The 13,886-nt window shown below is 71.7% G+C and carries 12 protein-coding genes; 5 read left to right on the top strand and 7 right to left on the bottom strand.

Annotated features, from left to right (window positions below):
- Positions 1-118: 118 nt before the first annotated feature.
- Positions 119-706, bottom strand: coding sequence for a TIGR03086 family metal-binding protein (locus H180DRAFT_RS26905; protein WP_055488752.1), 588 nt, complete (start codon positions 704-706; stop codon positions 119-121).
- 77 nt (positions 707-783) lie between these two features.
- Between H180DRAFT_RS26905 and H180DRAFT_RS26900 the strand changes: the two genes are divergently transcribed.
- Entirely contained in the window at positions 784-1,686 is a 903-nt protein-coding gene (locus H180DRAFT_RS26900) for a helix-turn-helix domain-containing protein (protein WP_055488751.1), read from the top strand.
- On the opposite strand, the gene H180DRAFT_RS26895 is transcribed toward H180DRAFT_RS26900, so the two are convergent.
- Positions 1,613-2,608: an ROK family protein gene (locus H180DRAFT_RS26895; protein ID WP_055488750.1), complete on the bottom strand. Its 996-nt coding sequence runs from the start codon at positions 2,606-2,608 to the stop codon at positions 1,613-1,615. The two genes, H180DRAFT_RS26900 and H180DRAFT_RS26895, sit on opposite strands and share 74 nt — an antisense overlap.
- A 228-nt stretch (positions 2,609-2,836) precedes the next feature.
- Between H180DRAFT_RS26895 and H180DRAFT_RS26890 the strand changes: the two genes are divergently transcribed.
- Positions 2,837-3,820, top strand: coding sequence for a LacI family DNA-binding transcriptional regulator (locus H180DRAFT_RS26890; RefSeq protein ID WP_254666207.1), 984 nt, complete (start codon positions 2,837-2,839; stop codon positions 3,818-3,820).
- A 139-nt stretch (positions 3,821-3,959) separates the two neighbouring features.
- Here the strand turns inward: H180DRAFT_RS26890 and H180DRAFT_RS26885 are convergent, their stop codons facing one another.
- Both H180DRAFT_RS26885 and H180DRAFT_RS26880 read right to left on the bottom strand, forming a co-directional pair.
- A complete protein-coding gene (locus H180DRAFT_RS26885; protein ID WP_055488749.1) occupies positions 3,960-4,715 on the bottom strand; it encodes a nucleotidyltransferase domain-containing protein in 756 nt (251 codons plus the stop codon).
- A 219-nt stretch (positions 4,716-4,934) separates the two neighbouring features.
- Positions 4,935-6,191, bottom strand: a complete 1,257-nt coding sequence (locus H180DRAFT_RS26880; RefSeq protein ID WP_074467026.1) for an NAD(P)/FAD-dependent oxidoreductase — start codon at positions 6,189-6,191, stop codon at positions 4,935-4,937.
- Between the two features lie 179 nt (positions 6,192-6,370).
- On the opposite strand from H180DRAFT_RS26880, the gene H180DRAFT_RS26875 reads away from it, so the two are divergent.
- From H180DRAFT_RS26875 to H180DRAFT_RS30865, 3 genes are all read left to right on the top strand, one after another.
- Positions 6,371-7,570 (top strand): CdaR family transcriptional regulator, encoded by a 1,200-nt coding sequence (locus H180DRAFT_RS26875; RefSeq protein ID WP_055488747.1) that lies wholly within the window; start codon positions 6,371-6,373, stop codon positions 7,568-7,570.
- A gap of 68 nt (positions 7,571-7,638) precedes the next feature.
- On the top strand, positions 7,639-9,114 hold the full coding sequence (locus H180DRAFT_RS26870) for a sodium:solute symporter family protein (RefSeq protein ID WP_199822528.1): 1,476 nt from the start codon (positions 7,639-7,641) through the stop codon (positions 9,112-9,114).
- Between the two features lie 15 nt (positions 9,115-9,129).
- Entirely contained in the window at positions 9,130-9,252 is a 123-nt protein-coding gene (locus tag H180DRAFT_RS30865) for a hypothetical protein (protein ID WP_302622460.1), read from the top strand.
- 194 nt (positions 9,253-9,446) lie between these two features.
- Here the strand turns inward: H180DRAFT_RS30865 and H180DRAFT_RS26865 are convergent, their stop codons facing one another.
- The 3 genes from H180DRAFT_RS26865 to H180DRAFT_RS26855 form a co-directional block, all read right to left on the bottom strand.
- On the bottom strand, positions 9,447-11,330 hold the full coding sequence (locus H180DRAFT_RS26865) for a serine/threonine protein kinase (protein WP_055488745.1): 1,884 nt from the start codon (positions 11,328-11,330) through the stop codon (positions 9,447-9,449).
- A gap of 55 nt (positions 11,331-11,385) precedes the next feature.
- Positions 11,386-12,681, bottom strand: a complete 1,296-nt coding sequence (locus H180DRAFT_RS26860) for a DUF6986 family protein (protein WP_055488744.1) — start codon at positions 12,679-12,681, stop codon at positions 11,386-11,388.
- Between the two features lie 96 nt (positions 12,682-12,777).
- On the bottom strand, positions 12,778-13,779 hold the full coding sequence (locus H180DRAFT_RS26855) for an NAD-dependent epimerase/dehydratase family protein (RefSeq protein ID WP_055488743.1): 1,002 nt from the start codon (positions 13,777-13,779) through the stop codon (positions 12,778-12,780).
- Positions 13,780-13,886: the final 107 nt, after the last annotated feature.

The following is a 13,886-nucleotide window of genomic DNA, read 5'->3' as shown; positions in this document are numbered from 1 at the left end:
GCGGGGGCGGCGCCGTCGCAAAACCCTGGCGCACGCGGCGGATTTCACCACTGTGCGACGGCGCGGCACGTTCTGGGCGGCTCTCCCGCGTCCCCGGGGCCGCCGGGGAGCGTACGGATCAGGACGGCGCGGGCGGACGCCAGTCCGGGTCGCGGCCACTGAGCGCAAGGAGTTCGTCGAAGGGGGACGCGTTCCCGGAGACCGGGAAGGGCTCACCGAAGACCTTCATCTTCCGTCCCATGGGCGCCAGTTCCCTCCAGCCCTCGAGCAGCTCCGGAAGGCCCGGCCCGTACGGGTGGAAGTCCTGGTCCGTGGCTCGCGCGAGGTCCCAGGCGTGCACGGTCAGGTCGCCGAGCACCATCCCGCCGACGGTGCGCTGCGGCAGTCCCATGCCCTGCGAGGTGCCCTCCAGCGCACCGGGGGCGGACCACGCCTCCACCAGCCGCGCGGTCTCCTCGTCGAAGCGCGCGCGCCAGTCCGCCCTGCCGCCGTCCAGGTAGTCGGGGGTACTGGAGAAGTCCGCGGATCCCCCGGCGGCGAGGGACTGGAAGCTCACGACCACGTGGAAGAGGTGGTTGAGCAGCGCGCTCACGTCGTACTCGCTGCACGGAGTGGGGAGACCCATCTGCTCGTCCCGCACGCCGTGCACGACCGGGCGGGCCTGCGCGGCGGCCCCTTCGAGCAGCGGGGAGATTTCGTTCGTCATGTCCGGAACACTATGGCGGCCGTGCAGGCCGCCGCTTGAAGAAACGCGACAGCGGCGCAGTCATAGGATCGGGCGGCATGGCAGGTGAGCACCGCGAGGACGGCCCCGCCTCCCGGACCGCGGCGGCCGGTTACGGAGGGCACACGCCGCGCAGCGACACCCGCGGCATCGTCGACGCCGGTGAGCTCTTCGCCCGTGTGCGCTTCAGGCGTCGCATGGCCGCTGCGCCGCTGCGGCCGTACGTGGAGCACTACTGGCTGATCGACTGGCGGCTGGAGCAGCCCCACCTCTCCCAGGTCGTGCCTCATCCCTCGGTGAACCTCGTCTTCCAGCGCCGCGGCACGGGCTCCGCGGAGGCCGAGGTGGCCGGTGTGGGGCAGGGCCTGTTTTCGATCACGCTGGAGGGTACGGGGCGGGTGTGCGGCGTCCAGTTCCGTCCCGGCGGCTTCCGGCCGTTCCTCGTCCGGCGGGGCACCGGAAGCGTGGCGGGACTGACGGGCCGCAGGGACGCGCTCGGCGAGGTCTTTCCCGGCCTCGAGCCCACGCTTCCCGACGCGGTGCTCTCGCCTGCCGAGGAGGACGCCAGGGTCGAGGCGCTCGACGCGTTCCTCCTGGATCTGGGCCCCGAGGCCGACCCGGCCGCCGGGCGTGCGATGGAGCTGGCCCATCTCGTGCGCACCGACCGCGGCATCACACGCGTCGAGCAACTCGCCCGCCGCGAGGGGGTCTCGGTGCGGTCGCTTCAGCGGCTCTTCGCGGCCTGCGTGGGCGTGAGCCCCAAGTGGGTCATCCTGCGCTACCGCATCCACGAGGCGATGGAACAGGCCGCCGGCCGCCCGGACATCGACTGGGCCCGGCTGGCCGGCGAGCTCGGGTACAGCGATCAGGCCCATCTCGTGCGGGACTTCACGGGCACGGTCGGCCTTCGGCCGACGGAGTACGTACGCGCCGCCCTGCGCGCGCAGCCCTCGCGGGCCTGACGTCCCCGCATGCCGCAGCCGCCCCGATGAGCCCGGCGTCGGTGCCCATCTGGGCGGGCACGACCTCGGGGCCCCGCACGAACGACAGCGTCGCGTACTCGCGCAGCGCCCTGCGCAGCGGCGCGAAGAGGACCTCGCCCGACTTGGCCACTCCCCCGCCGAGCACCGCTATCTCTATCTCGACGAGCGTGGCCGTCGCGGCGATGCCGGCGGCGAGCGCACGGGCCGCGCGCTCGAACGACGCAACGGCGACGGGATCGCCGTCCCGCGCCGACGCCGCGACGGCGGCGGCCGAGACGTCCTTGTCGGGGCCGGGCAGCCAGCCCCGTTCCAGGGCGCGGCGGGCGATGTTGGGGCCGCTGGCGATCCGTTCGACGCATCCGCGACCGCCGCACGGACAGCTGTCGCCGTCCAGGTCGACGCTGATGTGTCCGATGTGGCCGGCGTTGCCGGTGGGCCCCGGGTGCAGCTCGCCGCCGAGGACGAGTCCGCCGCCGACGCCCGTGGAGACCACCATGCACAGCGCGTTCACGCGCCCCCGGGCCGCGCCCTGCCAGTGCTCGGCCGCGGCCATCGCCACCCCGTCCCCGACGAGGGTCACGGGCAGGCCGCCGGCAAGCTCACGAACTCCCCGGACCAGCGGATAGTCGCGCCACCCAGGGATGTTGACGGGAGAGACGGTGCCGGCATTGGAATCCACCGGGCCCGCGCTGCCGATGCCCACGGCACGGGCGGCCGGCCACAGCGGCGACGCGGCGAGCTCGCCCAGCACCTCGCCCACTGCTGCCATCACCTGCTCGCCCTCTCCTGCGGGCGGTGTGGGGCGCTGGGTCCGTACGAGCAGGTCGCCGCCGCTGTCCACCAGCGCGCCTGCGATCTTCGTACCGCCGATGTCGAGAGCCGCGACGATGTCCGTGTGCATGTGGTGATGTTCTCCCGGTGGAGGGGGCCGCAGACCCGCCCCCTGCCGGGAACGGTCGAGAGATCAGTCTGGCGCGTGATGACAACGTTGTCCAGACCGCTGTGCGGGGCAGCTATGCTGCTCGCCTGCCGCTCCGCGCCTCACGAGGGGGATCCCGAAACCGTGCCCGACTCCGTACGTTCCGCCGCCGCCCGCCCGTCATCCGGGCGGTACGGCAACCGGCCGACCATGAAGGACGTCGCCGCCCGCGCCGGCGTCGGCCTGAAGACCGTCTCGAGAGTGGTCAACGGGGAGGCCGGCGTCTCGCCCGACACCGAGCGGCGCGTGCAGGAATCGATCACCGCTCTCGGCTTCCGCCGCAACGACAGCGCCCGCATCCTGCGCAAGGGCCGCACGGCCAGCATCGGGCTCGTCCTGGAGGATCTCGCCGACCCCTTCTACGCGCCGCTGAGCCGTGCCGTCGAGGAAGTCGCCCGCGCGCACGGAGCGCTGCTGATCAACGGCTCCAGCGCCGAGGACCCGGGACGCGAACAGGAGCTGGTGCTCGCCCTGTGCGCCCGGCGTGTGGACGGCCTCGTCATCGTCCCGGCCAGCGACGACCACCGCTACCTCGAACCCGAGATGGCCGCCGGGGTCGCCACCGTCTTCGTCGACCGGCCGCCGGGCCGCATCGAGGCGGACCAGGTCCTGGTCGACAGCTTCGCCGGTGCGCGTGAGGGCGTGGCGCATCTCGTCGCGCACGGACACCGGCGCATCGGCTTCATCGGCGACCTTCCCCGCATCCACACGGCGCACGAACGGATACGGGGCTACGAGGCGGCGATGTCCGAAGCGGGGCTTCCCGTGCATCCGGGCTGGATGGCTCCGGGCGCCACGGACCCCTCGCGTGTACGCGCGGACGCCGAGCGCATGCTGGGCGGCCCCGAACCGGTCACCGCGTTCTTCGCGGGCAACAACCGGGTGACGGTCACACTGGTGCGGGTGCTGGCAGAGGTGGGGCGGCCCGTGGCGCTGCTCGGCTTCGACGACTTCGAGCTCGCCGACATGCTCTCGCCCCCGGTCAGCGTCGTGGCGCAGGACCCGGCCCAACTGGGGCGCAGCGCGGCCGATCTGCTCTTCCGGCGTCTGGAGGGCGCGCAGGACCCGCCGTGCCTGAAGACACACCCCACGAGGCTCATCGCGCGGGGCTCCGGCGAACTGCCGCCCGCCTGAGCGCACTTGGCGCGCCGTCGGGCGCACCTGTCACCTGTGACTTCCCCGGCACCCGGTCCCCGGCCCCGCGGTCCCTGTGGCCGGGGGTGAAGTCCGGTCCGATGCACGGGAGTTGCCTTCGGGCATCCAGGACGTCGCGTCAGCCCGGCACGACGGACTCGAAGAAGGCCTCCGCCTCGCGCAGGGCCTCTTCGAGGTCCTCCGGGCGGGTGCTCGCCGAGGCCGTCACCTCGTCGATGCCGCGCAGCCCGGCCCGCTCCAGCAGCGTCTTCTCGTTCGTCACCCACACGCCCCGGCCCGCGAGCACGGCGTGCGCGTGCTGCATCGCCGCCACGGCAATCGATCCGGCGACTTCCGTGAGGCACCCGCGCGGTGCGTAGCTGGTCCGGGCGTAGGAGAGCGTGGCCCGGGCCGTCTCGCGCCACTGGACGGACGCCGAAGCACGCAGAGCCGGCGGGTAGGACGGGCTCGGCAGTTGACCGCGCAGCGTCCGGTTGAGGGCGAGTTCGCCGACCACGAGGTAGCTGGGGATCCCGGCCAGGTGGAACATGAGCTGTTCCCGGTGGAAGCGGCCCTCGCGGGCCTCGGCGATCTCGTGCTCGACCACGTCCAGATCGCGGTAGTGGACGTCGGTGCGGCGCCCGTCGACCGTCAGCCAGGCACCGCCGTTGAACACACCGCCGCCCCACTCCCCGATCCCGCTCACCTCCCCCGGCCAGCCCAGGGCCCGCAGGTCGGCCGGGTCGAAGGAGCCCCGGTAGTAGAGCGCGAAGTCCCAGTCGCTGTCGGGCCGTTCAGTGCCCTGGGCACGGGATCCGCCGAGGGCGACGGCCCGCACCGCGGGCAGTCTTGCGAGCGCGTCGGCGACGTGGTCGAGGAAAGTCCGGTCGTCCATGTGGCCGTTGTACCTGCCTCGGGACGTCGGCGGACCGGAAGCCCGAAGCTGGAAGTGGTCCGCACAGGGGCTGAACCGACCCGCCGGCTCGTGGGTGACCTCGTGAACGTGCCGTCTTTCACGCCGCGCAGTCGGATTCGCCCCGCCCCGTTCTTTCGGCGGCAGGCCGGGCGGGGCCGGCCCAACTGCCGCCGCCCGTTTCGGGCTTCGGCTGCGGCGTCACACTCTGATCGCACTCCTGCCGGGTGAGAGCAGCCCGCTGACCGCCGGGGCGGGCCCGGGCGAGAGGAGGTCTGCGATCAGACGTCCTGTGGCCGGCCCCAGCATCAGGCCCAGCATGTTGTGGCCGGACGCCAGGTGGATGCGCGAGTGACCGGGTACGAGTCCGACCGCGGGCAGACCGTCCGGGGTCATCACACGAGCGCCGACCCATTCATCCTGCCGTCCCGACCAGTCCGCCGACCTCAGGTATCCGCCGGCCGCGGCGACGACGGCCTCAACCCGGCGCGGATGAAACGCGTCGGCGTTGCTGTCGAACTCCATGCTCCCGGCAACCCGCAAGCGTTCACCCATCGGCGTGCACACCACCCGTGCGTCCCCGAGATGGATCACCCGGCGCGGCATCGGGTCCGCCTCGACGGAGAAGCTGTATCCCTTGCCGGGGAAAAGGTCGATGTCCACGCCCAGGCCGCGGCACAGTTCCCGAGACCACACTCCGGCCGCGATGACGGCGGTGTCGCTGATGAAGTCGCCGAGGGAGGTACGTACACGAGTACGGCCGCCCGCCTCGGCCAGGGAGCTCACCCGCGCGCCCTCGATGATGTCGACGCCCTGTTCGCGCAACGTGCCCGCAAGCCGGTCCACGAAGAGCGAAGGGTCTACGGACCACTGGTCCTCGATGAGGATTCCCGCCCGCGCCCTCGGCCCCAACGCCGGTTCGAGCTCCGTGAGTTCAGCACCCTCCAGGACGTCGGAGCCGAGCGGGGCGCCGACCTCGCGGAAGCCCCCGAGCGCGCGCCGGGCGCTGTCCGCCGACGCGTATGCGAAGACGTAGCCGCGCTTGACCGGCTCGGCGTCGACCCCGGCGCTCTCCATCTCCTCGAACAGCCGGAAGCTGCCGGCGGCGAGCTGGGAGAGGGCGCGTACGCCCGCGCTGTGGCGCCGGCGGGTGGAGTTCCGTCCGAACCGGATGAGGAAGCGGACGAGCGCGGCGTCCAGCCGTGGGCGAAGGTGCAGCGCGCTGTCGCGGCGCGGCAGACCGCGGAGCGCGGGACCGATGACCCCAGGGGCGGGAAGCGGCGTGACCAGGTCGGGACAGATCTCACCGGCATTGCCCCGGGACGCCCCGCTCCCTACCCGATGACGCTCCACGACGGTGACGTGCAGCCCGGCCTGTCGCAGGTAGTACGCGCAGCAGAGGCCGATCAGTCCGCCGCCGATCACTGTCGCCGACTCGGTCCTTGGTCCGCTGGTCACGGTGCCCTCCCCATAGGCGGGTGTGCGATGGCATACGGCCGGCAGGACGCGTCCGCGCTGCCCCTCGAAGAGGACATTAGGAAACAGGACCGGCGGCAGCATCGTCCGAAGCGTCCCGTAAACGGATCTCCGAGCAGCCGTTCTTCGTATGGTTGATCCAACAGCAAGTGGAGGCAGTCATGGCGGATGCGGGCAGAGCACCGGTTCTCACCCCTGAGTTGGCGCAGGAGATCGCCGGCGAGACGAGCGCCATCATCGGGCTGAACGTGCTCATCACCGACCGCGAAGGGACTGTGATCGGCAGCGGTGACACGCTTCGCGTCGGAACCGTGCACGAAGCATCGCGCAGCGTCCTGGAGACCCTGAGTCCACGGACCCACACGGCGGAAGAGGTACGGAAGCTGCACGGGGTGCGGCCCGGCATCACCCTGCCGATCGTGCTCGACGGCGTACCGGTGGGAACGGTGGGTCTCACCGGAGCACCGCGGCGGGTACGGCAGTTCGGGCGGGTCGTACAGCGGCAGACGGAAATCCTGCTGCAGGAGTCGGTCCTGCAGCGCTACCGGATGGTACGTGAACGAGCACGCGAGGACCTGCTGCGCGACGTCGCGTTCTTCGACCCGGACTCGGCGGACCCCGCAGTGATCGTGGCGCGCGCCGCGGAACTGGGCGTGGATCTCCTCGTGCGCAGGGCGGCAGTGCTGGTCGTCACCTCTCATCAGGACGCCGCCGATGCCCGTCCCGGCCCGTCAGGCAGGCTGCCCTCCACCGCCTCTCCGCTTCGGACCGTCCGGGGCGTCTTCAACGCCTCGCACGACGTCGTGGCAGAGATGCGGGCCGGGCGGATCGCCGTGCTGTGCCATGTGTCCACCGGTGCGGACTGGGCGTACGGACTCGAGGACCGGTGCCACTCCCTCGTCGACGAACTGCAGCGCCGCCACGGCATCGCGGCGCACGTGGGCTTCGGCGAGGCCGGCGCGGACGTGGCTGCTCTGCACGCCTCCTACACCGACGCCGACGACGCGGTCCGGATCGGGCCGAAGGTCATCTCCGGTGAGGCCGTCTTCCCCGTCCGCGCCCTGCGGATCGAGCAGCTGCTGACGAGTGCGGGGCATCGGGCCCGCGCCAGGTTCAGCCGCGACCAGCTGGCCGGGATGGCCGATCAGCCTGCCGGGTCGCCGCTGCGCTCCACTCTGGTCGCCTGGCACGAGTCCGGATTCAACCTGGTGCACGCGGCGAGACGTCTGCACATCCACCGCAACACCCTTCTCTACCGACTGGACAAGATCAGCACACTGACGGGCAGGAACGTCAGGGACCCGGCGGAGGCAACCCCCCTGTATCTGGCCTGCCTTGTCGAGCGCCTGGACAAGCTGTAGGACGCTTCGTACGAAACCGATCACTCATAGCGTCGATAAACCAGCTGCTTTGAACAGTGACGTCATAAATGCCGGTCCCTACCGTGATGACTCTCTACCGGCTCGGAGGGATGGTGGGTGCCGTGGGGTTTCTCGACTGGGTCATGCTGGTGGCCTATTTCGTTCTCCTGGTCGTCATCGGAGTGCAGACGATGCGCAAGGTGAAGTCCGAGGAGGATTTCGCCGTGGCGGGAAACCGCATCATCTGGCCCGTCTTCTTCGGCTCTCTCGCGGCATCCTTCCTCGGTGGCGGTGCCTCGATGGGTGTGGCCGGGAAGACGTTCTCGGACGGCTACGTCTACATGTTCGCGTTCTTCGGATACGCGGTGAGTTTTCTCCTGGTGGGGCTCTTCGTGGCACCGCGTCTCAAGCGCTATGCCGGGGCACACACGGTCGGCGACATCATGCACGAGCATTACGGCAAGCCGGGAAGGCTGCTCACCGGTGTGCTGTCGATCCTGCTGTGCGCCGGAATTCTCGGTGCACAGGCACTGGCGATAGGCACGGTGGTGAACGCCACGCTGGATCTGCCGCAGGGACCGTCCATCGCGGTGGGTATGGCTGTCGTGGTGCTGTATTCGTCATTCGGCGGCGCCTGGGCAGTGATCCAGACCGACATGCTGCAGTTCGTGTTCCTGGGTGTGTTCATTCCCGTGACCCTGGTGCTGGCACTCCGGGAGGCAGGCGGGCCTGCCGAGATGGTCAACTCGCTTCCTGACGCACATCTGACGTTCGGGGGCGACTACACCCTCGCGACATTCATCGGGTTGTTCATCGCATTCCTGCTGGGCGAGACGCTCGTGCCGCCGTATGCCCAGCGGACGTTCTCCACACCGGACAGCAAGCACGCGCGCCGCGGATTCGCACTGACCGGGGTCTTCGCCTTCCTCTTCTATTTCGTCGCCGCCACCCTCGGCCTCGTCGCCCTCGTCCTCTATCCGGACATCGAGCCGGACCAGGCCATGCCGACGCTGGTGACGAACCTGGTCCCGGCCGGACTCATGGGACTGGTCGTGGCGGCGTTGTTGGCCGTGGTCATGTCCACTGCCAGCTCGTACCTCAACGCGGCGGCCGTGGCCTTCGTCAAGGACGTCTACCAGCCGCTCGCGCCGGGAGGCCTCAGCATGCGGCGCAAGCTGACGTTGGAGCGTGCACTCACACTGCTCGTCGGCGTGCTGGCGACGGGCTTCGCGCTGGTCGTCCCCTCGATCGTTGATGCGCTGATCTACGCCTACTCGTTCTGGGCACCGACGATCGTCATACCGCTCCTCATAGCCGTGCTCCTGGGCAGCAGGTCCAGGACCGCGGCGCTGGCCGCGATCGTCTCCGGAGCGGCAGCGACGCTGATCTGGCTGGTGTGGTTCCAGGAGCGGACGGGGCTGGACCCGATCGTCGTCGGCGCCGGCGCCAATCTGGTGGCCTTCGTGGTGGCCCACACGCTGACGCGCAGCCGAAACCGTGAAACCGGTGACCGCGGTGTGACAACCGCTGCCGGACCGTCCTGAGAGGAAGGAAGAGAAATGGGCCTCTACTCGATACTGCTCTACGGCATCCCCGCACTGGTGATCGCGACGACGCTGTACACCGGTCTGCTGGGTTTCAAGTTCTACGTTGCCGAAGTCCTCAACAGAACGGACGGCTGAATCCGCCGTTCGGCAGCCTCACCGGAACACCGGCAAGTCCACGACCGCGGGGGCAGCTGCGGGCACCTCCTCCGGCGTACATCGTGACGACGCCGAAGTGCCAGCCTTCGCAGGGCCCTCGGCCCGCTCATCAAGCCACCGGAGAAGCGGAAAGGGCCGGTTGCCCGCGGGGACCGGCCCGCCACGTCCGGGCGTCAGCAGACCGGAAGCCCGGGGACCGGCCGGTCGTTGTCTCCGCCCTTGATGTAGACGTCGCTGACGAACACACCGGAGTTGCCGCTGTCGTCGTCGGTCTTCGCCCACCACACGTTCGTCCATTGCCCCGACGTCTCACGATGGGCCAGTTTCTTCTGGCAGAAGAAGTAGTTCGTGCCGGCGTTGAGCCGGCCGACCGGCTTGTGCGCCCCGTTGTAGGACGTGGCCGTCTTCCACACCGTGCAGTCGAACTTCCCGTCGCCGCGCGCATGGCAGGCCGGTTCCGGGCTCGGCGCGCCTCCCCCGCCGCCGCCGCTGTCTCCGCCGGAGCCGCCCGCGGCACCCGGCTTGGAGCCCCCCGTCTTGTCATCGGCGGGCCGGCTGTCGCCGGTCCCGTCTCTGCTTCCCTTGCCGTCGCCGGGGGCGCCTGCGGACGCCCCCGCCTTGTCGCCCTGCCTCTTGCGGCCGTCGGACGAGGGGCCGTTGCGCTCCGGGACGCTGTCTTCGCCCTTGCCCGTTTCATGCTTGCCCGCCCCCGCGGTCCGGTCGTCGCCGGAACCTCCGCGCGCCCGGTTGCCACCGTCTCCGCCCGTCTGCGACATCACGGCGTAGGTGCCACCCGCGCCGGTCAGCACGACCGCGGCCACGGCGGCGGCGAGCAGGGTCCGCCGGTGCCCGCGGGACCGTCCGGCGCGGGTGTGGACGGTGTGCCGGTCGGTGCCGGTGCTGTGGCCGGAGGCCGGAGGCAGGGCCGCGGGCGCCTGCTCGGACGCCGCGCCGGACGCACTCCGCGGAGCATCCGCGCGAGGGGGCAGGGCGCTGTTCGCGGCGGAGTCCGCCGCCTGCCCCGACTGCCCCTGTCCCTCCGCGACTTCGGCCGCGCCCGCTGCGGCCACCTGGCCCTGACGACGTGCCTGGGAGCGCCCGCCCGGGCCGAGCCGCATCGTCTCCGAGGGGCCCGCCGGAGGCGCCGTGCCCTTGGCGACGGCCGTGAGCAGCGCCTTCGCACGCTCCGCATCGGCCCGCTTCGCCGGGTCCTTGTCCATCAGTTCGGCCAGTACGGGCGCCAGCGGCCCCGCACGCTGCGGTTCGGGAAGCGGTTCCACGACGATGGCGTTGAGCGTGGACCAGGTCGAGGTGCGGCGGAAGGGGGCGGCGCCCTCGACGGCGGCGTACAGCGTCGCGCCCAGGGCCCATACGTCGCAGGCCTCGCGCGGCGCCTCGCCGCGCGCACGCTCCGGCGCCAAGTAGTCGAGGGAGCCGACCAGTTCGCCGCTTCCCGTCAGCTGGGTGCCGGCGCCGTCGTCCGGGTCCTCCATGGAGGCGATGCCGAAGTCGGTCAGGACGACGCGTCCGGAGCCGTTCTCCAGGAGCACGTTGCCCGGCTTGACGTCCCGGTGCAGCACTCCCGCGCGGTGGGCGGCGGCCAGGGCGTCCATCACCGCGGCGCCGATGGCGGCTGCCTCCCGCGGCTCCAGGGTGCCGCGTTCACGGAGCACGTCGTCGAGCGAGGGGCCCTCGACCAACTCCATCACGATGACGGGACGGCCCTCGTGCTGTGCGACGTCGTGCACGGAGACCACTCCCGAGTGCCGCACGCGTGCGGCTGCCCGTGCCTCGCGCTGCATCCGGGTGCGCAGCCCGTCCAGTTCACCGGTGGCAGCGTCGGTGAAGGTCCGCAGCTCCTTGACCGCGACCTCCCGGCCCAGGACGTCGTCGACGGCGCGCCAGACGACGCCCATTCCGCCGCGGCCGAGGCGGCCCGTGACGCGGTAGCGCCCCGCGAGGACCCTGCCCGCCTCCGGCGGCCCCGTGTCCTCCCCCGCAGGGCCGGTGTTGCCGCCGCCGCCGTCCTCCGGCGGCCGATCCCCCGGTGTCCGCACTGCCCGTCCCCTTTGTCGCGTAACTGCCGCGTACCGAAGGGCCAGACTACGGGCCTCAGTTGACTTGCGTCTCCGAGGCCCGTCCGGCGAGACGGTCGAGGTCCGCCCGGGTCAGCCCGGAGTGCCTCGCGACCTCGCCCGGTGACAGGGCGCCGCAGTCCAGGCCGCGCAGCAGGTAGTTGCTCAGTGCGCGCGCGGTGGCGGGCTCGTCCATCACGGCGGCGTCCGCCCCGGTGTGACCGGTGTAGGCGGCGAGCCGCGCGGCGGCTCGCTCCATGCCTTCGCGGTAGAAGGTGTAGACGGCGGCGTAGCGCGTGGGCAGGTGTCCGGGGTGCATGTCCCAGCCCTGGTAGTAGGCGCGGGCCAACGACCGCCGCACGAGGGCGTGATGGTGCCTCCAGGCGTCGTGCACCTGCCTCATGGGTCCGCTGGGGACGATGTTCGTCGACCCGTCGGACAGCCGCACCCCGGTCCCCGCGGCGGCGGCCTGCATGACGGCCTTTGCGTGGTCGGCCACCGGGTGGTCCATCGCCTGGTGGGCGGCGCTCACGCCGCACGCCGCGCTGTAGTCGAAGGTGCCGTAGTGCAGGGAGGTCGCACGCCCGCCGGCCGCGTCGATCATCAGGGCGACGGTGGCTCGTCCGTCGGGGCCGAGGATCGACTGGGTGGTCTCGATCTGGATCTCGAAGCCGATGCGGCCCTCGGGCAGTCCTCGTGCCGCCTCGAACTGACCGCACAGCCGCGCCATTGCCGCGACCTGTTCGGGGTGGCTGACCTTGGGGAGGGTGAGCACCAGTCCGGCGGGCAGTCCGCCCGCATCGGCGAGACCCGTGAGGAAGATGTCGAGGGTGCGGATGCCGCGGTCGCGCACGTCGGCTTCCATGCACTTCATGCGGATGCCCATGTACGGGGGTGCGCCGCCCTCTTCGGATGCGGCCACGACCAGCCGGGCCGCGCGGACGGCCGCCGCGTCCTCCTCGCTGTCGGGGCGGAGTCCGTAGCCGTCCTCGAAGTCGATGCGCAGGTCCTCGACGGGCTCGCGCTCCAGCTTCGCCCGTACGCGGTCGTGGACGGGCCCCGCGAGCTGCGGAGGCAGGCCGAGCACGGAGGCGAAGGAGGCGGCGTCCGGGGCGTGTTCGTCGAGCAGTTCCCGGGCCTGCTCTCCCCACTCGCGTGCGGTCCCGGACGTGACGGCGTCGGCGGGCACGTACACGGTGTGCACGGGCTGGCGGTGCGGCGGCTCACCGGGGTAGCGGCGGGCGAGTTCCGCGTCGACGGGGGCGAGCCGGGCCGCGAGCTCTTCGCTCACGCCGTCCGGCAGGCTCGTGGCCACGTCCGCGTCCTGACCCACGCCAGCCTCCTCTGCCGGTCTGGTTCCGGCCTCCCGGCCAGCGAATTCAACAATTCGTTTAAGACGCTATCCGCGGCCTTCCGCGCGGGTCAACAGTCAGTCCGGCATCGCCAGGAGCCTCGCCTCGGTCTCCTCGTCCAGACCCTTCAGCGGACGGTCCGCCCTCATCGGGGCTCTTCCGCCGATCCGCCGCAGCCACTCCCAGGTGTCGGCCACCGTCTCCTCCACCGGGCGGCAGCGGAGTCCCGCGGCCAGCGCCCTGGAGACGTCACTGCGGTGCATGTGGTCGTAGTCGGCACTGTCCGGGGGCAGCCACACAGGGAGCCCCGTCCACGGCTCTGCTCCGGCGGCGAGCACGGACTCCGGTGTGCGCCAGCACAGTCGGGCACGGCCCCCGGTGACCTCCACGCAGGTGCGCAGCAGTTCGCCCGTCGTCGTGTGACCCGGCGGGGAGACCACGTTGTAGGTGCCGCCGAGTCCGCGGGCCGCGGCCGACAGCACCCATTCGGCCAGGTCGCGCACGTCGATGTACTGCAGCGGCAGTCCGGGCGGGCCGGGTGCCGGCACGTCGCCGCCCCGGGCGGTGCGCAGCAGCCACCACGGGAGGCGGCCGACGTTCTCACCGGGACCGATGATCAGGCCCGCCCGCACGAAGAGGGCCCGGTCGCCGAAGGCATCGGCGGCGGCGAGCTCCCCTCCACGCTTGACCCGGGCGTAGTCCTCGGCCTCCGTGTCGTGCGGTGAGGCGTCCACGACCGGAAAGGTCTCGTCTGCACCCGCCGCGACGGGCTCGGCGTAGACCGACCTGCTGGAGATGTAGACGTACGGCCCGGCCCCGCACCGGCCGGCCAGCAGCCGTGCCGCGTCGCGCACGGCGCGGGGCGCCCCCGACCAGGTGTCCACCACGGCGTCCCACTCCTGCTGACCGAGCGCGGCGAGGCCGTCGCCGGACGAGCGGTCGCCCCGCAGGACCCGCACGCCGGGCGGCGGCGCATGCCGTCCCCGGTGGAATACCGTCACCTGCCAGCCGCGCGCCACCGCCGCCTCGGCGACGGCTCTGCCCACGAACTCGGTCCCGCCCAGCATCAGGAGTCGCATTCCGCGAGTGTGCCCGTCCCGGGGAAGGCGCGGGCGCCGTCCTGCTCTCGGCAGAACAAGCGGAACACAGTGCGCCGCCCCCGCATGCCGGTGGCGTGCGGGGGCGG

Source organism: Streptomyces sp. WMMB 322 (assembly GCF_900090145.1).
Lineage (GTDB): Bacteria > Actinomycetota > Actinomycetes > Streptomycetales > Streptomycetaceae > Streptomyces.
This window is presented reverse-complemented; position numbering and strand designations above follow the sequence as displayed.

Bases quoted from the DNA above. Each gene is read 5' to 3' on its own strand.
- H180DRAFT_RS26890 (WP_254666207.1), top strand. From the start codon at position 2,837: ATGAAGGACGTCGCCGCCCGCGCCGGCGTCGGCCTGAAGACCGTCTCG.
- H180DRAFT_RS26870 (WP_199822528.1), top strand. From the start codon at position 7,639: ATGCCGGTCCCTACCGTGATGACTCTCTACCGGCTCGGAGGGATGGTG.
- H180DRAFT_RS26895 (WP_055488750.1), bottom strand. From the start codon at position 2,608: ATGCACACGGACATCGTCGCGGCTCTCGACATCGGCGGTACGAAGATC.
- H180DRAFT_RS26905 (WP_055488752.1), bottom strand. From the start codon at position 706: ATGACGAACGAAATCTCCCCGCTGCTCGAAGGGGCCGCCGCGCAGGCC.
- H180DRAFT_RS30865 (WP_302622460.1), top strand. From the start codon at position 9,130: ATGGGCCTCTACTCGATACTGCTCTACGGCATCCCCGCACTGGTGATC.
- H180DRAFT_RS26900 (WP_055488751.1), top strand. From the start codon at position 784: ATGGCAGGTGAGCACCGCGAGGACGGCCCCGCCTCCCGGACCGCGGCG.
- H180DRAFT_RS26855 (WP_055488743.1), bottom strand. From the start codon at position 13,779: ATGCGACTCCTGATGCTGGGCGGGACCGAGTTCGTGGGCAGAGCCGTC.
- H180DRAFT_RS26875 (WP_055488747.1), top strand. From the start codon at position 6,371: ATGGCGGATGCGGGCAGAGCACCGGTTCTCACCCCTGAGTTGGCGCAG.
- H180DRAFT_RS26885 (WP_055488749.1), bottom strand. From the start codon at position 4,715: ATGGACGACCGGACTTTCCTCGACCACGTCGCCGACGCGCTCGCAAGA.